This is a genomic window from Parapedobacter koreensis (assembly GCF_900109365.1).
In the GTDB taxonomy this organism is placed as follows: Bacteria; Bacteroidota; Bacteroidia; order Sphingobacteriales; family Sphingobacteriaceae; genus Parapedobacter; species Parapedobacter koreensis.
In genome coordinates this window covers 95,368-114,088 of the sequence record NZ_FNZR01000001.1, presented here as the reverse complement: position 1 = coordinate 114,088, position 18,721 = coordinate 95,368, and the positions used below count along the sequence as shown (strand labels likewise).

At 50.3% G+C, this 18,721-nt stretch carries 17 protein-coding genes; 5 read left to right on the top strand and 12 right to left on the bottom strand.

Annotation, left to right across the window (positions count from 1 at the left end):
• Nucleotides 1-10 precede the first annotated feature (10 nt).
• The 9 genes from BMW65_RS00490 to BMW65_RS00450 all read right to left on the bottom strand — a co-directional run bounded on the left by BMW65_RS00490 (nucleotide 11) and on the right by BMW65_RS00450 (nucleotide 11,012).
• Nucleotides 11-1,057 carry a FecCD family ABC transporter permease gene (locus BMW65_RS00490; RefSeq protein ID WP_090601924.1) on the bottom strand — a complete coding sequence of 349 codons (1,047 nt, stop codon included), beginning with the start codon at nucleotides 1,055-1,057 and terminating at the stop codon, nucleotides 11-13.
• Nucleotides 1,058-1,067: 10 nt separating this feature from the next.
• On the bottom strand, nucleotides 1,068-2,177 hold the full coding sequence (locus BMW65_RS00485) for an ABC transporter substrate-binding protein (RefSeq protein WP_090601922.1): 1,110 nt from the start codon (nucleotides 2,175-2,177) through the stop codon (nucleotides 1,068-1,070).
• 37 nt (nucleotides 2,178-2,214) lie between these two features.
• Nucleotides 2,215-3,246, bottom strand: coding sequence for a YncE family protein (locus BMW65_RS00480; RefSeq protein ID WP_090601921.1), 1,032 nt, complete (start codon nucleotides 3,244-3,246; stop codon nucleotides 2,215-2,217).
• A gap of 33 nt (nucleotides 3,247-3,279) precedes the next feature.
• On the bottom strand, nucleotides 3,280-4,332 hold the full coding sequence (locus BMW65_RS00475; RefSeq protein ID WP_090601919.1) for a YncE family protein: 1,053 nt from the start codon (nucleotides 4,330-4,332) through the stop codon (nucleotides 3,280-3,282).
• A gap of 32 nt (nucleotides 4,333-4,364) precedes the next feature.
• Entirely contained in the window at nucleotides 4,365-5,552 is a 1,188-nt protein-coding gene (locus tag BMW65_RS00470) for an alpha/beta hydrolase (protein WP_090601918.1), read from the bottom strand.
• 6 nt (nucleotides 5,553-5,558) lie between these two features.
• Entirely contained in the window at nucleotides 5,559-6,809 is a 1,251-nt protein-coding gene (locus tag BMW65_RS00465; RefSeq protein ID WP_090601916.1) for a hypothetical protein, read from the bottom strand.
• Nucleotides 6,806-9,154 carry a TonB-dependent receptor gene (locus BMW65_RS00460; protein WP_090601914.1) on the bottom strand — a complete coding sequence of 783 codons (2,349 nt, stop codon included), beginning with the start codon at nucleotides 9,152-9,154 and terminating at the stop codon, nucleotides 6,806-6,808. The genes BMW65_RS00465 and BMW65_RS00460 overlap by 4 nt, the downstream gene beginning before the upstream one ends.
• A 140-nt stretch (nucleotides 9,155-9,294) precedes the next feature.
• Nucleotides 9,295-10,479, bottom strand: coding sequence for a porin family protein (locus BMW65_RS00455; protein WP_090601913.1), 1,185 nt, complete (start codon nucleotides 10,477-10,479; stop codon nucleotides 9,295-9,297).
• Nucleotides 10,480-10,499: 20 nt separating this feature from the next.
• Nucleotides 10,500-11,012, bottom strand: a complete 513-nt coding sequence (locus BMW65_RS00450) for an RNA polymerase sigma factor (protein WP_262497305.1) — start codon at nucleotides 11,010-11,012, stop codon at nucleotides 10,500-10,502.
• Between the two features lie 214 nt (nucleotides 11,013-11,226).
• On the opposite strand from BMW65_RS00450, the gene BMW65_RS00445 reads away from it, so the two are divergent.
• Genes BMW65_RS00445 through BMW65_RS00430 form a run of 4 tightly spaced genes read left to right on the top strand, consistent with a single transcriptional unit; the run spans nucleotide 11,227 to nucleotide 14,063 of the window.
• Nucleotides 11,227-12,069: a hypothetical protein gene (locus BMW65_RS00445; protein ID WP_245747429.1), complete on the top strand. Its 843-nt coding sequence runs from the start codon at nucleotides 11,227-11,229 to the stop codon at nucleotides 12,067-12,069.
• A 57-nt stretch (nucleotides 12,070-12,126) separates the two neighbouring features.
• Complete coding sequence (locus tag BMW65_RS00440; protein ID WP_090601911.1) at nucleotides 12,127-12,501, top strand: c-type cytochrome; 375 nt, start codon at nucleotides 12,127-12,129, stop codon at nucleotides 12,499-12,501.
• Between the two features lie 29 nt (nucleotides 12,502-12,530).
• Nucleotides 12,531-13,073 carry a YceI family protein gene (locus BMW65_RS00435; RefSeq protein WP_090601909.1) on the top strand — a complete coding sequence of 181 codons (543 nt, stop codon included), beginning with the start codon at nucleotides 12,531-12,533 and terminating at the stop codon, nucleotides 13,071-13,073.
• A gap of 12 nt (nucleotides 13,074-13,085) precedes the next feature.
• A complete protein-coding gene (locus tag BMW65_RS00430; protein ID WP_245747427.1) occupies nucleotides 13,086-14,063 on the top strand; it encodes a DUF5777 family beta-barrel protein in 978 nt (325 codons plus the stop codon).
• Between the two features lie 79 nt (nucleotides 14,064-14,142).
• Here the strand turns inward: BMW65_RS00430 and BMW65_RS00425 are convergent, their stop codons facing one another.
• From BMW65_RS00425 to BMW65_RS00415, 3 genes are read right to left on the bottom strand one after another with little or no spacing between them, the layout of a single operon-like run.
• Nucleotides 14,143-14,370 carry an AtpZ/AtpI family protein gene (locus BMW65_RS00425; protein WP_090601907.1) on the bottom strand — a complete coding sequence of 76 codons (228 nt, stop codon included), beginning with the start codon at nucleotides 14,368-14,370 and terminating at the stop codon, nucleotides 14,143-14,145.
• Nucleotides 14,342-14,773: a bactofilin family protein gene (locus BMW65_RS00420; protein ID WP_090601905.1), complete on the bottom strand. Its 432-nt coding sequence runs from the start codon at nucleotides 14,771-14,773 to the stop codon at nucleotides 14,342-14,344. Before BMW65_RS00420 ends, BMW65_RS00425 begins: the two co-directional genes overlap by 29 nt.
• 29 nt (nucleotides 14,774-14,802) lie before the next feature.
• Nucleotides 14,803-15,708, bottom strand: coding sequence for a M23 family metallopeptidase (locus tag BMW65_RS00415; RefSeq protein WP_177180938.1), 906 nt, complete (start codon nucleotides 15,706-15,708; stop codon nucleotides 14,803-14,805).
• Between the two features lie 130 nt (nucleotides 15,709-15,838).
• Here BMW65_RS00415 and porW point away from each other — a divergent pair, with 130 nt between their 5' ends.
• Nucleotides 15,839-18,706 (top strand): type IX secretion system periplasmic lipoprotein PorW/SprE, encoded by a 2,868-nt coding sequence (gene porW, locus BMW65_RS00410; protein WP_177180937.1) that lies wholly within the window; start codon nucleotides 15,839-15,841, stop codon nucleotides 18,704-18,706.
• Nucleotides 18,707-18,721 lie beyond the last annotated feature (15 nt).

The window sequence follows — 18,721 nt, the reverse complement described above, 5'->3', positions numbered from 1 at the left end:
CTGCCTACGGTTAGCGTTTCCGCTTGTTTAAGATGAGCGCAATAAATACCGGTACTCCGATGAGGGAGGTGACAATCCCCACCGGAATGATGGCGCCGACCACAATGGCCTTGCTGGCCAATGATGCCAGTGACATGATGAGTGCACCGGAAAGGATGCTTGCTGGCAAGGAAAAACGGTGGTCTTCGCCGATCAAGAGCTTGGCAATGTGCGGTCCCACCAGCCCGATGAAGCCGATGGTGCCCACGAAAGCAACCGATCCAGCCGTGAGCAGACTGATGCGCAGCAAGGACAGGAACCGGAGGCGCCGTACGGCCACACCAAAGCTCCGTGCACTATCTTCGCCCAATCGCAAAGCGGTGAGCGGCCATGCCGAGGCTAACGAGAAGGGCACGATGATCACAAATAGGGCAAAAAGCAAGGGAATATTGTCCCAGTTGGCCTTCGTCAGCGAGCCAAGGCTCCAAAAGATAAACTGCTGCAAAGCTTCGGCACTGGCGATATATTGCATAATGCCCGTAAAGGCATTGAAGGTAAACACCAACGCAATGCCGAAGAGCACCAAACCTTCCGGTCCTGCTCCGCGTGTGGATGAAAGCGCTTGCAGGAGAAGTGTAGCGCCGAAGGCAAATACAAAAGCATTGACGATGACCATCCAATCTCCGGCTACGCCGGGGAGGCTTACCCCGATGATGATGGCGAGCGCTGCTCCGAAAGAAGCAGCCGCCGAGACACCCAGGGTAAAGGGGCTGGCCATGGCATTGTTCATGATGGTCTGCATCTCGCAGCCAGCGAGGGAGAGCGATGCGCCCACCAGCAGCGCCATGATGGAATACGGCATGCGTACTTCCCAGATGATGATCCTGCTGGATAGTTCTACGGCATCGGGCGAAAAGATGGCTTGGAAAACCTCCGCGACGGAGAGCATGGAGGGCCCAACAACCATATCAAAGAAAAAGGATAACGTAGTGGCAAGGCCTAAGGCAACGAGTAATACGATGCGTTTGGCAAATTGCTTGCGATATCCTTTTTCAATGGCCGCGGTTGTCGTCGACAAATTCTGCTCCTTATTGTTTTAATTCGGCAAAGTAAACACCTTTCAGCGGTACCGCCAAAAATCTTTCATTTATTTCCTTCAGTACCCCATGCGGTTGCAGTTTGCCGAACAGTTCGGGGTGGGTCCATTTGGCAAGGGCCTCTACAGCCGCAATGTTGAGCGGGGAGTCGTAAAAGAGGTGCCACATGCCGTAGACCTTGCTCTGCTTGATGGCGTTGAGCGGGCTCACCACGGGGCGGGCGGCCAGCTGCGCTAAGCTTTGCTGGGTTTGGGGGGTATATACGTCTTGTCCGATGACCAGCCCCGGCTCACCGGGTGTCGCAATGCCGGTAGCGATGTATACATCAGGTTGCTCGCTGATGACGTATTCCATGTTGAGTGTGCCCACTTCACCGGGCAGAATGGTGCCGATGTTGTTGCCGCCTACAAACTCAATAAACTCGCCCAGATTGCCTTTACCCGGTGATCCGGGAGGCGCCCCGCCGCGAATCATTTCCATATACACTTTGGGCTTTTTCAGGTCATTTTGCCTGGCTAATGTACCTTGGATATGGTTCATCCGACGGTTGTAAAATGCTACGAACTCAGCTGCTTTTTGTTCCTGGCCCAACACTTTGCCCAGCACTTCGATACTGGGAACCGTATTGGTAAATGGGTGTAGCCGGAAGTCGATGAATACAATAGGGATGCCCGCCGCTTCCAGCTGGCGGATGATGTCCGTAGATTTTGCATCCGGTCCGTGGGAGCCTGCGCCGAAAATCGCCAGATCGGGCTTCAATGCGATGATTTGCTCCGTGGAGACGGTTTCCTTGCCGGAGGTGCCTATCAGCGGGATCTTGTCCATAGCCGGGAAACGTTTGCGGTACTCATTGTACAGCAGGCCGCCGGATTTGGCAAAATCACCCGTCCAGCCGGCGATGATGGCTACGGGGTCAGGTACAAGCAAGCCCAAGGTAATCAATTGCCGTCCTTCGCCGAGGATAATCCGTTTGGCTGGGGCGGGGATGGTCACCTCACGACCTACGACATCCGTCACGGTGATAGGCTGGGCGTATAGCTGCATGACGCCAAAGACGCCGAGAAAGACGGCAATCCATTTGGTTTTTATGTGTCTGTTCATGGAGTTTTTTCTACAAAGTTTGAAAAATGGGCCGTGGCTACAGTTTGATGAGGCTCACGGAGTCCGCGTTCGGTGCAGGTACCGGCTCCGGCGCGTTTTCACCGCGCTCGCTTACCGCTTCTTTATTGGTGACATATACATCGCCCGTTTGGTGGTTGATAGCCACCGTGTTGGGCAGGGCACCGATTTCAAACGTTTTGATGATTTCCAGCGATGTGCCATCAATTACATTGACAGTGCGTCCATGGCGATTGGCCACGTAGATACGGTCGCGCTGGGGGTCGTGATTCACACCTAAGGCACCTGCCGCTGTCGGTATAGCCTTGATCAGTGCTCCGGTTTCGGCATCCAGCACGGTGATGTTTTCCGTGGTCTGGTTGGCTACGAAAAGTCGGTTGCCTTTGGCGTCATGATGTACGTTGGTAGGCCGTTCGCCATGGGCAGGGAATTTTTTGAGCACCTTGCCGGTGGCGCCGTCTACGACGACGACCTCATTGTCGCCCATTGCCGTAGCGTAGATGATGTTGTTTTGCTCATCAATGTAATGGCCGGTGATGGCATTGCCAAGGTCACCGTAGAATTTCAGGAATTTGTTGGTCTTGGCGTCGATGACCCACAAGCCACGTCCACGCACGCTGCTTGCATACACCAAGTCACGGGTTTCATCCACCCGGATTTCACGCGGTGCCCGTCCTTCTCCGTCAGCCTCAATGAGGGTTTTCTTTCCGGTAGGAATGTGGATAGCCACTACAAGCCCTGTCCGGCTGTTGGTGGTATAAAGCGTTTGCGTGTTCTGGCTGATTCCCAAGCCCATGGGGGCAGATTCGGGAGTGGATATACTGTCTACCGCCTTTAGCGTCGTCGGATCCAGTTTATACACCATGCTGGTGCCCGCAGACGAGATGAAGACAGATCCATCTTTTTGATTAACAACGGGCTGATAGATGTTGGCACCTACTTTTTCGGTCTTTACAAGCGTCTGTGCCGCAAGCGGGGTGATGGAAATTGCTGATAAAGCGACCGCGGCCATGGTCAACACCGCCGCAGGACGATTGGTTGTTACTTTCATTTCTTTTTACTGTTTAACGTTCTTCTGTTTCAGCTAAGGGGTGATTAAACTGACCGTATCGCCATTGGGTAGAGGAGCCGGAGGAGTTTGTCCTTCACGTACCCGGGTGCCCACTTGTTTATTGGTGACGTACACCGCGCCGGTTTTGGGATGTACAGCCACTGTATTGGATAAACCTTCCGTAGGGAGGGTCTTAATGACCGCATAGCTACTGCCATCAACCACAGTAAGTGACTGGCCTTGGCGGTTGGCGGTATAAATGCGGTTGCGCCCGGCATCGAAGCTGACGCCGATGGGGTTTTCGCCAACGGTGACTTTTTGTAGCAGCTCCCCGGATGAAGCTTTCAATACGGTGAGTACGCTGTTTTTGGAATCGGTGACAAACAGCCTATCGCCCTTTTTGTCAAACGCAATGTTGATGGGGCTTTCCGATCCAGAAGGGAAAGATTTTACCTTTTCGCGGGTCTTCGTGTTGTATACCAGTATTTCATTATCCCCCATGGCCGTGACGTACAACAACTCGTTATCACCGTCGACTGCCAATCCGGTTGCTGTTTTTCCGGCACCTTCCAACGAATATAGGTATTGGTTGGTTTTGCCATCGATGACCCAGATGGTGCTGGGGTCGCCTACATCAGAGACATATACTTTGTTGGCCTTTTCATCCACGATCACTTCCCGCGTATGGCTACTTTCGGCACCATTGGTAATGGTAGCCAGTATGCTGCCTGTTTTCAGGTCGATGGCATGAACGGAGTTTGACCGCGTATTGGTGGTATACAGGGTGCGGGTCTTTTGGTTGATGCCCAGACCGAAACCCGGAGCTTCACCCAGTGCAATGCTATCGACAGCGGCCAACGTCTGTGCGTCGAGCTTGTAGATGAACGGACCGGGATTGCCTTGCTGGCCTACCGAGGCTACATATACGGCGCCATCGCTGTGATCGACTGCGATTTCATATAAGCTGGCGCCTACTTTGGCAGATTTGGAAAGCCTCTGGGCATGCGACATGCCGGTAGCAGCAACGACAAGGGCAGCCAATGCCCCGGCTTTGAAATGTGAACTGTGGATTTTGATAGTAGACATGTGAATAGAATTTAAGGGGTTAAACATCCTAATTAATGAACACTCTTTTGGGTACCTGCTATGAACCAGTCATAAAATGCGGGAAAGGCTTCGCGCCAATACAGCGCGCCATGCCTACCGTCTTCCCGTGCTGACAGCTTGATTTCGGGGTCGGCCGCTTTTTGCAGCAGGCCGATCGTCCGTTGTACATCATCATGCATGTGTACAAAGGTGCTGTCGGGCTTGAGGCGGTTTTCGCTCATGCCGGCATAGAAATAGTACCGTTGGGTATGGATGTTTGCTATGGTTGTTAGTGCAGTTAATTCCTTTTCGATATTGCCGTAGTCCAGCCAGATGGAAGGGGAGAAGACCCCAAGGGTGCCAAAGACATCCGGGTAAGCCAGTCCACCATAGAAGGTGATAAGCCCGCCCATGGAGCTGCCCGCCAAGCCCGTGTGGGCTTTGTCGGGCAATGTGCGGTAATGGCTATCGATGTAGGGCTTCAGCGTTTTTGCAATGAATTCCAGGTAGCGGGGGCCTTCCACTTCGGGATATTCCGCGTTGGTGTGGAAATAATATTCCGGCACACGGTCTTTATAATCTGTTTGGTGGTTGATGGCCACCACGATGCATTTTTCTTTCGCGGTGTCGATGACTTCGTCCACACCCCATTCGATGGGGCCAATGCGGCCTTGAGAGGTAGCTTCGTCAAAAAGATGCTGCCCATCTTGCATGTACAGCACCGGATACCGCTTGCCGGAAGCCGCATAATCTTCCGGAAGGTATATCCAGATTTTGCGTTGCCGATCGAGCTGCGGGATGTAGAATGCGGAATCAAGGAGATGTACATTGGGTGATGCGGTAGAAGCCGGGAAGTCATCGCGCCAGCCCTCGATTTGGCAGGTGATGGTGGTGTCACGGTCGAGCGTTGCAAGCCGGGGACCTTCTAAACGCCCCTCGGTTGTACATTCGGAAGTATGCCAATCGCCACGGGTAAATTTAAACTCCAGCCGGTCACTGGGCACATCCTTGAGCAACACGCTGATGCCGTAAGTGCCATCCGTGTTTTTTTTCAATGCCATGGTTTCCTCGGCGGGATTCCAACGGTTGAAATTGCCGGTGATGTAGATAGGCTCTCCGGCATGGGCGTTGGGAATGTTCGTCACCTGCACGGTAAGGGTATGTTGCCCGATGGTGCACAAAGGAAAAACCAAGCCCAATATCATCAACAAGCGAGTCATCACGGATTAATTGTTTACGTTGATTTTGGTAAACCCTGCGGCATGGCCTTCGGCCACGCGGAACAACTGGGTGGCGGTATTGCCATTCAGTTCATAGAAACCACTGATGCCTTTGCTGGGCGCATTTACGCGGAGAATGGTCTTGCCATCCAACTCGAATGCGGCGTAAGATCCCCCGGCATTTGTAGAAAGCTCTACACCTTCTACCGCTGTAAAGGCCTTGCTGGCGATGTCGACGGTATAGAATTTCCAGATTTCGCCGGCATTGATGTTGCCAGTGGGTCCGCCGACCAACGGCTCCTGATTGACCGTAAGAATAAGCTTGCCGTTTTTGGCAAATACACCGGTAAATTTACCAGCATCTGAAGCATTATAATCGGAGAATTTAAGTTCCCAAGATGCATCAATATCGGTTTCGTTAGCTTTGATACGCGCAATTTTGGACAATCCGCCCAACGCTGTCCTACCTTGGAACACAATGTATAAGTCTCCATTGGAGTCAAAAGAAAACATCTCGTTGTCATTGATGTAGGCAATACCTCCGGTATTTTCGACGGTAATGGTTTTTTCATAAGTCCCGGTGTTGAGATCGATGACGGCGATGTAAACGTCTTCGAAAAAATCATTGAACATGCCGCTTTGTCCACCGCTACCTTTGCTGTATACAATGTCTGCATAAAGTTTTCCTTGCTTAATGGCTAAGAAATGCTGGCCTATGCCTTGGAAATTAATGCCCTCGTCATCCCGTTTTAATGCACTTTCAAAATCATCATCCAACTGGCCCGTCCGTTGCATGGTGGTCGGGTTGAATGTCTGGATGATCCATGGAGCATCGGCATCCCAATAGTAACCCCTGGTATCGCTTTCGATGACAAAATTGCCGGAACCATTGATGGTATTGTTGGTTTTGATGGACGAAGGGTCATAAGAAATCCGTCCGTCTGCTGTCACATTCAACTTGTAAATGCCCCGCTCAAATGACGCATTGAACATTTTGAATACCATCCCATTATATGTACGCCAGCCCTCATTGGCTGAACCCTGTAAAGCATTCGGTTGAGAAACATTAGAAATCGTTCCTGACGGAAATTCAGAATAGGCAGCCGTGAATCCCGGTTTTACCTGTTCAATGGCACTCATCGTTTGCACAAGGTATTGGGCGGTAGCGTTCTCCGGTGGGGTAGGATCGTCGTCCGAACAGGCGGCGAACGCTAATAGTGCAGTCGGTATCACTGCGAAAAGAAATTGCTTTTTCATGTCTTGTCTGTGATTTGGTATGTCAATTTTAAATGGAAACTCCTTCCAGCGCGTTGTACGCGGAAATAATCGTATAGTCGTGTGTTAGCTAAGTTTTTTACTTCTATGCCCAAGGTATATCGGTTTGCTGGAAACTGGTAATTGATGCCGCCGCTGAGCAAATGCTGATTGGGAATAATTACCGCCGATTCGACGCCTGCTTCTCCCCATAGGCCCAGAGGACCGTCTGGTTCAGCGTCTTTCGGTATAGTCTGCAAGTAAAACTCCCTAACGAAGTTGTAGTGCAGATACGTGTTGAGCTGGCCGTGGTTGGCAAATGGTTCGAGCCGGTTCATTAGGCCAGCATTGGCAAAGAAAAAGGGAGTGTTCTGCAGGCGGGTGCCGTTGCGCCACAGGTCTTGAGGTGAAGTAAAGCCAAATAGACGTAGGCTTTGCCACGTGACATTAGCCGTAGCTTGGAGGTAATTGGTCAAGGTTACCATAGCGTCGGCTTCTACACCAAAACCACGCACGTTGTTAATATTGCGATATTGCGCGTAGGGGGCAATGGTGGGGACCAATAGGATGAGACCCTTGGTCTCCCGATAGAAGGCGTTGACCTCATAACGGACAAGGCGTTGCCGTGTGTTGAAACCCAGGTTGACATTCAGACTCCGCTCGGGGTTTAACGAAAAGTTGGGTACTACCCACATGGCATCGCCAAACAATTCCTCGCTTTCGGGAAGCCGATAAGCGTATTCTGTAGAAAAGCGGGCAAATGTATTCGGCGCATATTGGTATTTTAATGAGCCGCCCACCCCACCGTAGGTTTTTGATACGGAAGCCTCTTCATCAAGGTTAATGGGCCTGTTGGCCCAGGATTCGGTACCGCGCGACTGATAACGGTAACCTTTACCCATTATCGAAAATTGCAATTGGTCGGTAAACGCCCCTGACCAATCTACGCCTACTACCTGTTTAGCGTAGTTGGCGGGAATGGATAGTACGTCGATGTCCGTACCCGAGAAACGCGGACCATACGGATCTTCACCTTCACGCCTGCTGCGCATATACACATAATTGATGGATAGTGCATGGCGTTCGTTGAAGCTCCACCTGGCATATGTGCGCGATGTGAGCTGCCAGATATCCACATTAGATAGGGACGGACGTGAGCTTTCGCCCACCCTGCCCGTTACGGGTGTGAACTGCCCGAACCAATCGTAATAACCACGTGCGGTATCGACCGTATGAAGATCTAAATTATTTGCTACCGCAAATTGGTCGATTGTTAGCTTATCATTGAAGAAACTCGATTGGTAGTGCAATGAAGGCACAAATGACGATTGTTTGCCCAGCACAGCACCATATGGATCGGTCATGAGTGCGGGATGCTGTTGCTGACGTTCTGTATCGAAATAAGCAAGGCTAAGACGGAGGTCGTCGGCCCAAGGACGGTTCCTTAATCCGATATGTCCTTCAGTATAATATCCTTTATAGGCATTATGGAACAATTCGATGTTTTGTTCCGTTTGATTTCGGGTATCGGGGTCGGTCACCATCACCGCCGCGGTGTAGTTGTTTTTGGAATAGTTATAAAAAGCTTCCACACCACCGTACCAACCGTGGTTGAAGTCGGCACCGGCATTCACCGTCAACCGGTGCGTATTGAACGAAGCAATTTCGTAGCTGGCGTTAAGCTGGTTACCTGTTTGCCTTTGCGATATCAAGTTGACCGCTCCACCAAGTGCATCGGCGCCCAAAGCAATAGGCAATACACCCTTATATACTTCCACGCGCTCCAAGGTATTTACAGGGATATTGTGTATGCCGTAGCCTGCCCCCAAGTAGGAGAGGGGTATGCCATCTTTGAAATAGCGAACCGCACGTCCTTGAAAGCCGTTCATGGAAATATCAGGCTGGCTCCCCAATCCGCCACTCTGCCTGATTCTCACACCCGGTGCCCGGTTCATCAGTTCAGCCAGCGTAGCGGGCTGTTCGGCTACGGCGCGGGTATCTACCACCACCGCCCGTATGGCCTGCTCACGTGCTTGTTGGGTTTCGGTCTTTCCGGTGACGGTTACATCGTCCAGTATGGTCGATTGGGCGATCAATTGGATGACGACACTGGTCTTTGGGCGCTCCAACGTGATCGCCTCGGCGTATGCAACGTATCCTACATGTGTTACCTTCAAGGTGTAATTGCCAAAGCGAAGACCGGAAAATGAAAACCTACCGGATTGATCAGTAATTTGTGAGGCGAATTGATTACCAATGCTCACCGAAGCTCCCGGTATTGCCTGTCCCTGCTCATCCTGGACAACACCGGACAACAGAGCGGATTGCCCATAGACGTGCATGGTCATGATCAATAAATACGTAAACAAACGAAAGTGCTTTCCCACCGTGGACGATCTGTAAAACCGCTGCTAATTTAGATTAATTATAGATTAATACCAAATTACAGGACAAAAAGGAGCGCACTTACAGGAATATGGCCGGGTCTTTATGGTTTCCGGCGGCGGGTAAGGTCAATATCTGCCGAAATGGCTATACCCGATGAATAAAGTTTAAGGTTGCCGTTGCCGATGCCGGTCAGGGGTACTTTTACAAACGGTTGTACCGTAAGTGCCAACGAGGGCATGAGCTTGCGGCGGTAGCCTACCGACAGGTTGCCGATACCCAGGATATGGCGGTTTTGGTTGTATAAGGTAATCTGCTTAGGGTATCCATATTCGTGCGGTGGATAAATATAATCATACGTTTCGCGTAGCATGAGGTAGCTGGATATGCCAGCAGACACAAACCAAGATGATTGTTCAGCCCGGCTGATGTCAACCCCGATATTAAGGGGAATATCGAGCACGCCACAGTCAGCTATCACAAGGCTCGGTGAGCCTGTGCCGCCGCTCCAACGGAGGCCGGGGCGATAGTTGGCAAAGTCGGTTTCATAGCGTTTTTTTGCGTAAAGGGCACCTGTGCTTGCCGTGAGCCAGTGGTTGAGGCGATAGGTCACCATCAGGCCCGCGTTGCCACTGAGCTTACCACCCAGCGGTTGCGTACCGGAGAAGTCCGGGGCGGCCAATATGCTGAACGTCCAACTGCGTTCGCGCACGCTGGTGAGGGCGTCACGGTCTTGTCGCAGCGTGGCATTCGGACTGGCCACGTGTGCAAAGGAGATGCCGTGTAGGCTATCTGTATATGGAGTTAGGTGAGGGGCTATGGGTCGGGTGTATAATGCGTATGGCAAAGCTGTGTTTGGGCGTGGTAGCGCTGGAGTCTGATTACGCTCCGGCGGTGTGAGGGATACATGTTGCGTAGCATTGACCAGTCGTGGGGTTGGCTTGCCACTTCGGCCTTCGGCAGCAATAGCCGGTACACCATGCTGTTTGTTATTGGGTGTTGTCGTGGAATCATCGCCTGCCGCCGCCGATGGTGCAGTTCGCGGTATTTCCCGCGCATATTCTGCAGCATCTTCCGTGGGCGTCTGGCGATCCATAACTAATAACATGGCAACAAGTATCACCGCTGCAACTGCACCGCTTCCTACCCAAATCCACAGCGGTATTTTGCGCTCCTTACGTACATGTAGTTTTTTTGACAGCGCCCGCCATTCCTTTTTTTCAAAAGGGATATGCGGGTCGGCAAGCCCGTCCTTGAAAAGTTTATCTATGGGGTGTTTATCTTGCATTATCCATTCCTTTTACTTGGTTACTCACCGCTTGTCACCTGTTTTTGTGCCCGGGCGGTCCCTTCCGTTTTGGCCGCTTCATCCAATAATTCCTGAAGCCTTTTGCGTGCCTTATGCAGGTTTGACTTGGAAGTGTTTACGGTAATGCCCAACAATTCCGCGATTTCGTTGTGGCTATACCCATCTATTGCATAAAGATTGAATACGGCTTGATAGGCTGGGCTGAGTGATCGTACCAACGCCAATAAATCGTCGTAGGCTAATTTACCATAGACGCTTGCTTCATCACTGATGTTTTCATGGTCTTTTACATCCTCCTGCTGGCTAAATTTAAGGTTTGCACGGTAAGCGTCAATCGCTGTATTGGTAACGATTTTCCCAAGCCACGATTTGAAAGGTTTTGAGGTGTCATAGTGTTCGATATGGTTGAATACTTTCAGGAAACTTTCGCTCAAAATGTCTGATGCTTCGTCCGAATTTTGGGCATAACGCCTGCATACTCCCATAGCATAGCTATAGAAATGCTTGAACAAAGCATATTGACTTTCCTTATCGTGTTTTTGGCAACCGGCAATATACTTTTGTATTACTTCTTCATTAACCGTCGGCAAGCGTTTCTCTTTATCTAACAATAATACGGAGGATCGTCGCTAAAGGTTGCCTTGATGCAACTAAATTTTTTATTCTGCTAGCTGTGGCAACCTCCTGCTGTTTTTCCCCGTATTTCCGATTATAACATAAACAACAATGAAGGATCTTTTTCCCACCCGAATGATTGGAGTGGTGACCGTAGCGGTCTCGCTCTCCATCCTTTCCTGCAATGACGATGAGCCCGAGCCGGAACCGGAAATCACCGGTATCCGTTTGCAAGCCCACGCAACTTTCGGACAAGTGCTGACCGATGGAGCGGGGCGGGCACTTTATTTTTTTTCGCTTGATGCCGATGGTACCTCAGCCTGTAGTGGCAATTGCCTGTCGCTGTGGCCACCCTATCATAGCGAGGCGGCATCCGGCGAAGGTATCGACAGCGAAGATGTCAGCACGATTACCCTTGCCAATGGTTCCTTGCAGACCACGTATAAAGGCTGGCCGTTATATTACTATTCAGGCGATGACAATCCGGGTGAAATCACGGGAGATGGCGTAGGCGGCAATTGGTTTGTAGCTAAGCCCGATTATACGGTCATGTTGGTGAGCCATCAGCTTGTCGGCGGTGATGGCACGGCCTATACCGCTGATTTGATACCGGGTGAGGGACTGACCCCTTATTTGGTCGATGCATACGGCCGTACGTTGTATGGGTTTCGGAACGATCGCTACAATACAAACAATTTTACGAATCCGGATTTCAGCAATGATGGCGTCTGGCCGATATATGGAGCCACGCCCGGGGCTGTTCCGTCAGCTGTCACCCGAGATGATTTCGCTGAAATTACAGTGCACGGCCGCACACAATTGACTTATAAAGGGTGGCCGCTCTACTATTTCGGACAGGATGCTGTAAGGGGGGAGACGAAGGGAATCAACTTCCCGGCAGTGGGCGTATGGCCCGTATTGGGCCCCAATTCGCCGGATGCCACAGCACCGTAACCAATCGATATGCATATTATTTTATTAACTAGCTATACGAATAACGAACACAACAGTATGAAACAGTATGTATCGAAAGCAGCATTACTTGTGATAGTGATGCTTGGTTTTGCCGGATGTGGAAAGGACAATGACAGCCCCACGCCTGAGCCGCCGCCGCCGGGGGGTGGAAATGATGTCACGGTGGAGAACGTGACTTATGCCAACTTTGTGGGAGGATTGTTCCAATCGCGTTGCAGCAGCTGCCACACGGGTGCCGGTGCTGGCACCTCCCGATGGGTCTTTTCGGGCTACGCTTCCGTAAATGACAACCTGGATCGCATCAATGATGTGGTGGTTGTACGTCGGATCATGCCACAGAATGGGAGCTTATCCGCCCGCGAATTGCAGTTGCTTGAGGCCTGGATAGACAAGGGAGCACCCCAAAATTAAAAAGGCTGGTATTTGATGTATCAATAGTTATGAAGAGATATTATGTTTGGTTTTTCGTTATGATCCTGTGCTTCCATGCGGAAGCGCAGGATATATGGGTTGATAGAGGGAGCCACATTTCTTTTTTTTCGGCAGCTCCTTTAGAAGATATCGCAGCAGCCACCGAACATGCAAGCTCCGCGCTTCATACAAAAACCAATGAAATCGCTTTTAAAGTTCCCATAAAATCCTTTGTGTTCAACAAGCGCTTGATGCAGGAACACTTCAATGAAAACTACCTGGAAAGCGACAAATTTCCTTACGCCACGTTTGGCGGCAAGATTACTGAGCCGATAGACTGGAGCAGCGACGGCAGCTATCCAGTGACCGTCATGGGTTTTTTGGAAATCCATGGCGTGAAGAAGCCGTATGCGGTGAAAACGACCGTCGAAATCAAAGGTACCACGGTGACAGCCCATGCCAAATTCGACGTGAAGCTGGCCGACCATGACATCAAGATACCGCGAGTGGTGATCAAAAACATTGCAGAAGTAGTGGCGGTGGACGTCTCATCTACTTATCAAAAGCAATAAATTATTTCATTTATGTGTATTTCAACATTAAACGGGCGTAAATTACTTATGGTGGCAGCCATGTTGGCCATCGGCTGCCGATTGCTGGCGCAAACCGATTTGGAAAAGGCATTGGCCGGTGATAGCACAGGTCTTGAACGTGAAGAGGTAGCGGCTACATTCAAAACAACACGGATCATCAATGGCCAATCCATCGAGACCATTCACAAACATGAACTTGACTTCAAGGTAGATCACCGCTTCGGTGATATTGCAGGAGCCAATGGCGGCGGCAGGAACTTCTTCGGGCTGGACAATTCCACGGATATCAAGATTGGCTTTGAATATGGAATAACGGACTACCTGAATGTAGGCATTGCACGTGCCAAGGGAGCCACGCGGGTATCGCAATTGTACGAGGCTAACCTGAAATACCGACTACTGCGACAGACACTTGATGGGAAGGCGCCACTTTCCATCACGTTCTATACCAGCATGACCATCCCCGGGGTCGAGGCCGATCGGCAGAATGAAGGTGAAGCCATATCGTATCGACAGTTTTCGGATAGGTTAAACTTTGTGGGCCAATTTATCCTTGCGCGTAAGTTTGGCGCTAATTTTTCCTTGGCGTTGCATCCCACATATATCCGGCGCAATATGACTGCGTACTACGATGATAGCAATGACCTGTTTGCCATGGGGATTGGTGGGAGACTGAAGGTAAGCAGGCGTATGGCGCTTGTGATGGATTATTTCCTGCCTTTCCGCTCTACGGCAAGCAAGGAGAGGTATGCGGATGCCATCACGGCGCTATACAACCCATTGGGCGTGGGCCTTGAAATCGAAACGGGTGGCCACGTGTTCAACCTGAACTTTACCAATGCTACCGCGATACAGGAAATGCAGTACATCCCCGAAACCACCTCGTCATGGACGAAGGGTCAATTTAGGTGGGGATTTACCATTTCGAGGCGGTTTTCACTAGGAAATAAAGTGGAAAAGCACCCTTGATGCAACGGCATATTCAAGGTATTGCCCACAGTAGTAGCCATCAGTTGCTGCTGTGGGCATTGGTATGGCCAAACCACCCTTATTTTCCCCTGCGCGTCAGCGCACGTATCACGGTATAGATGCTAATGCATACACCTGCCAGTGCAAACAAAGCGGTCCAAAGGGAGTTTTCGGTATTTCTCGATTCGTCTATACGGTACCCCACATAAGTAAATATACCAATAATGGCAAGCATTTGGAATCCCACACCGGTAAAATAGGCATACTTGCTTAGCTCATTATCGGGTAACGGCCTGTTTTTTTTCATAGCCAATCAATTTCACTTCCGGCAGGTGATCGGGCAGGCTTAAACTTTTGCTCGTTGTGCATCTTCCATTGATAGATGCTCCGTCCTCAACAACAAACCGCATGGCCTTGATGTCTCCTTGTATCGTCGCCGATTGATTGAGCTGGAGGATCTCCTTCGCCACAATCTGTCCCTGGACGGTGCCTGAGATTTCACCGGAATGGCAATTGATATTACCGTTGACCTCTCCATTTTCGCCAATAATCAGCTTGGCGGTACAGGTGATATCACCGATAATTTGGCCATCAATGCGTAAGTCACCCGAGGTATTGATGTCTCCGGTGATTTCTGTGCCATTGGCAATCAGGTTAAAGCTGCTTCCTCGTTGTTCCTGTAGTTTTTCATTTTTTTTGTTTACAAACATGCTGGTTTTGCTTAGGTAATCACGGTTTTTCAAAAAGCGATGTAGTCGGTAGGGTTTACTGGATTGCCGTTGTACCACAGTTCGAAATGAAGGTGTGGGCCTGTACTCAATTCTCCTGTATCACCGGCAAATGCAATAACTTCCCCGCCGCGTACAAAACTACCAACTTTTTTGATAATCGAGGCGCAATGTTTATAAAGTGATAGTAAATTATTACTGTGTTGGACGATGGCAACGTATCCTGTCTCGGGCGTATAGGAGGCAAACACCACATTTCCACTTAACGTAGCCCGCACGGGTTCGTTCAGTTTCACGGCGATATCCACCGCATAATGTTGTTCTTTGGCGCTGAAACTGGAACTAATGATGCCCTTGATGGGACTATAAAATGTATAGGAAGAAATGCCGGTACTGGTGTTTCCCGGATTTTCAGGCAGGTCATAAGGGGCACCGGATTCGACCAGTTCACGGAGTGCCAGTTCATCTTTGGAAAGCCCGATGTCGGCCGTGGCGGGGATCACGGCATTTGTCGCTTTTCCAGCGGCCTGTTGCCCTGCGGCTTGTTCCAAGGTCTCACCAACCTGGCCGCCGATAACTTGCTGGAGGTTGGTGAGGTAAATGGTATTGGCTTGCGCTGCTTGCTCCATGGAATCAATGCGTGTGTAGGCCTCGATAAGGCGGCTCCGCTCAAAACCATTCAACGACATGCCCATCACATACTCGCGCAGTGGCGTGGCACGGATAAAAACAATCGTAAAAATTATCAATACAACCGCCGCCGAGCTGGCTCCGGTAATCCAATACCACAATTTTCCGGTAAATGAAGCTTTTTCTTCAAAGGTTTCTTCCTGGAGTATGACGACCTTATAGCGTACATTGAGCGCCTTGGCAAGTCTCTTTTTCTGTTTAGTCAACGCTCCTCCTTTTTTTATCATGTGGCTGGTAGCCAATCCTTGTTGTTCGCATTGCTTTCCAATGAAAGTATAAAAATAAATGATATTTTTGCAGATGTGTTCCCAGCAAAGATATTTATTTTTATGGCACATCCTCTAAGAAATAGCGGCATTGAAACGTAATCTATATTCTCTTTCATTTTTTCGCCCAGCTGCTTTAGCCTTGTTGTCTTTCGTGATTGTAGCCTGCGCCGTAAACAGGCAAGCAGACAAAGGGCCTGAGTATGATATGATGGAGAACCTTACCGCAAGGTATAATATTGTTTATCATGGCCGCAAAATCATTGCTGACGTCGAACGTGATAATTTTGAATCGCATAAAGAAAACTACCAGCAATTGCTTCCCGTGCTGATTGAGCCTACGGAAGCTACGGCTGCGGCCAATGTTCAATTGATGGATTCGGTCATCGAAAAGGCGTTGAACATCATCAATCGGAAAACGAAAAGCAAGTACATCAATGAAGCTTACCTGCTTACGGGTAAAGCCAATTATTTAAAGGGGAATTATTACAATGCGGCTGAGTTTTTTACCTATGTTGCCGAGGCATTCGCTGATATGCCCGCATACCGGCAGGCTGCCTTGGTTGAGAAGGCCCGCTCGCTGATGCAATTGGGGAATCTGCATGAGGCCGGATTGGTATTGGATACCGCGTTTATGCAACTGGAGTCGGATAAAAAATCCCAAGGGCTGGCTTTTGCCTCGCAAGCCAAGTACTACCTGCTTAACCATGATGAGGAATCCGCAATCTCCATGCTGCAACAGGCCATAGCACATACCCGGCATAGGCCTACCCGGCTGCGCTGGCACTTCCTGTTGGGACAACTTTTGCAAAAACATGACCGAGCAGAAGAAGCATACCAACATTATAGCCGGGTAGTAAACAGCAATGCACCGTATGAAATGTCGTTTTATGCAGACTTGAACCGTATCTTCCTCGCGACAGCAGGCAGCACAACGGGCGTGGATCGCGTAAAGTTGCTGCGGCGCATGTTGCGTGATGGCAAAAACGTAGCGTTCAAGGATCAAATTTATTATCAGATCGCTGACGTGTTTTATGCCGAGGGCCACCTGTCTGAAGCCTTGGCTAATTACGATTTGGCATTGCGCCAGCAAAGCGATAATCGCTATCAAACGGCACTCACTTACCTGAAATTGGCTGATCACTATTTTAACGTTGCAAATTACCAAACGGCCAAGCACTACTACGACAGCGTAGGCATGTCGCTGCCTGCGGATTTTCCCGACGTAGGGGCTGTACAACGCAAAATAGCCAACCTGGATGATTTGATAGCTCAATTGCAAGTGGTGGCCTACCAAGACAGCTTACACTATCTTGTTGGATTGGACGAAGCACAGCGCAGGGTAGCGCTTGACAGCATTATCAGCCATGCTTATGCCCAGTTGGAGACCAATAAAAGTGAGGTAAAGGAAGCCGGGCGGCAATCCGCGCAGCGGCTGCCGTTTGATGATATGATCACCGAGACAGTCACGTATACGGACAATCGGTTTTACTTCAACAATCCGGATGCCATGGGTATGGGGCAAGCAGAATTTCGGCGACGGTGGGGCAATCGTCAACTGCGCGACAATTGGCGGTTTAGCGATATGCTGAGCCAGCCATCGACCACGGGCGGCAGCGGCCCCGCAGCTTTCGGGGAGGGTGCGGCCGTATTGGCAGATACCCTGGCATTTGACAGCACGGCATGGGCATCGAAGCTTCGGGAACGTTATGTAAATGCATTGCCCGATACCGAAGAGAAACTGGCCGCTTCGCATGGCCAGATACAGGATGCTTTGCTCCGCGTTGGAAACACGTATCGCGATGAATTGCGCGATACTAAAGAAGCTGCCAATACGTATGAAGACTTATTGAAACGCTATCCGGATAGCAAAGATGCGGCACTGCTTTATTACAACCTGTACCGGCTATACACGGATGTGGATGAACCGCGCGCGGCATATTACAAAGACAAATTGTTGAAGGACTTTCCAGATGTGTTGTATAGCCACCTGATCCGCGATCCTTCATACATGGCGAAGCTCGAACAACAAAAGCGGGTGCTGGATCAAGCGTATGAAAAGATATATACGCGATACACGCAAGCGCAATACCGGGAGGTCATTGAAGAGGTAGAACGGCTACTTCGCCAAAAGCCCGAGCGGCAACAACTCATCAGCCAATTGGGCTATTTGCGGGCTTTGGCGCTGGGGCGCACCGCACCGCTGGATACGTTTGAAAATGCGTTGCAGCAGCTTGTCAACGATTTTCCCGCTGATAGCTTGATTACGCCGTTGGCCAACCAGCACCTTGCCTTTATAGCAGCAAACAGGGACACGCTGGCGGCCCGGACGTACGCGTTGCAAGCTGCCGACGAAAGCCGGGAGCGGTTTGTAGACGAGCCAACGATGACCCTATGGCCGCAATTGGTGATCAATAGCGGGCCGGAACGGCCCAGGCCACGTAGGCAACTGGCCGTCAATGCCGCCGGACAAACCGGAATAAGTGGCCGGAATGCCATCGGCAACACGTCTGGCGTATCCAGGCAGCAGCTGGCAAGGACAGCCGAAGTTGGTGAGATCGCGCCGAATGCCTACCGGGATATTGAATTGCTTCCCGATTCGGCTACCTATTATTTTGTTGTCAATGTGATGAATGAACGGGTGAACCTAGCCCCCTCGCGATTCGGCATTGGCCAGTTCAACCGCACCCGGTATACGGGGAATGCCATCAGCCACCAACTGAAAATCGTAAATGGCGAAAATCAATTGGTCTATATCGGCCCATTTTACAGCTATGATGAGGTCAGGCGGTATGAAACACAATTATTACCATTGTTACCCGATGTGATGAAAATCCCGGGAGATATCTATAACACATTTGTAATTACTGAAACGCATTTTGGCACGTTATCTGATTTTGATAAAATTGATGATTACCACGCCATTTACCAAGAACAGCGCGAACGGGGCAAGGAGTAGCTCAGTACTTAGTAC

Bases quoted from the DNA above. Each gene is read 5' to 3' on its own strand.
- BMW65_RS00485 (WP_090601922.1), bottom strand. From the start codon at position 2,177: ATGAACAGACACATAAAAACCAAATGGATTGCCGTCTTTCTCGGCGTC.
- BMW65_RS00480 (WP_090601921.1), bottom strand. From the start codon at position 3,246: ATGAAAGTAACAACCAATCGTCCTGCGGCGGTGTTGACCATGGCCGCG.
- BMW65_RS00475 (WP_090601919.1), bottom strand. From the start codon at position 4,332: ATGTCTACTATCAAAATCCACAGTTCACATTTCAAAGCCGGGGCATTG.
- BMW65_RS00470 (WP_090601918.1), bottom strand. From the start codon at position 5,552: ATGACTCGCTTGTTGATGATATTGGGCTTGGTTTTTCCTTTGTGCACC.
- BMW65_RS00465 (WP_090601916.1), bottom strand. From the start codon at position 6,809: ATGAAAAAGCAATTTCTTTTCGCAGTGATACCGACTGCACTATTAGCG.
- BMW65_RS00460 (WP_090601914.1), bottom strand. From the start codon at position 9,154: ATGACCATGCACGTCTATGGGCAATCCGCTCTGTTGTCCGGTGTTGTC.
- BMW65_RS00455 (WP_090601913.1), bottom strand. From the start codon at position 10,479: ATGCAAGATAAACACCCCATAGATAAACTTTTCAAGGACGGGCTTGCC.
- BMW65_RS00445 (WP_245747429.1), top strand. From the start codon at position 11,227: ATGAAGGATCTTTTTCCCACCCGAATGATTGGAGTGGTGACCGTAGCG.
- BMW65_RS00440 (WP_090601911.1), top strand. From the start codon at position 12,127: ATGAAACAGTATGTATCGAAAGCAGCATTACTTGTGATAGTGATGCTT.
- BMW65_RS00435 (WP_090601909.1), top strand. From the start codon at position 12,531: ATGAAGAGATATTATGTTTGGTTTTTCGTTATGATCCTGTGCTTCCAT.
- BMW65_RS00430 (WP_245747427.1), top strand. From the start codon at position 13,086: ATGTGTATTTCAACATTAAACGGGCGTAAATTACTTATGGTGGCAGCC.
- BMW65_RS00425 (WP_090601907.1), bottom strand. From the start codon at position 14,370: ATGAAAAAAAACAGGCCGTTACCCGATAATGAGCTAAGCAAGTATGCC.
- BMW65_RS00420 (WP_090601905.1), bottom strand. From the start codon at position 14,773: ATGTTTGTAAACAAAAAAAATGAAAAACTACAGGAACAACGAGGAAGC.
- BMW65_RS00415 (WP_177180938.1), bottom strand. From the start codon at position 15,708: ATGATAAAAAAAGGAGGAGCGTTGACTAAACAGAAAAAGAGACTTGCC.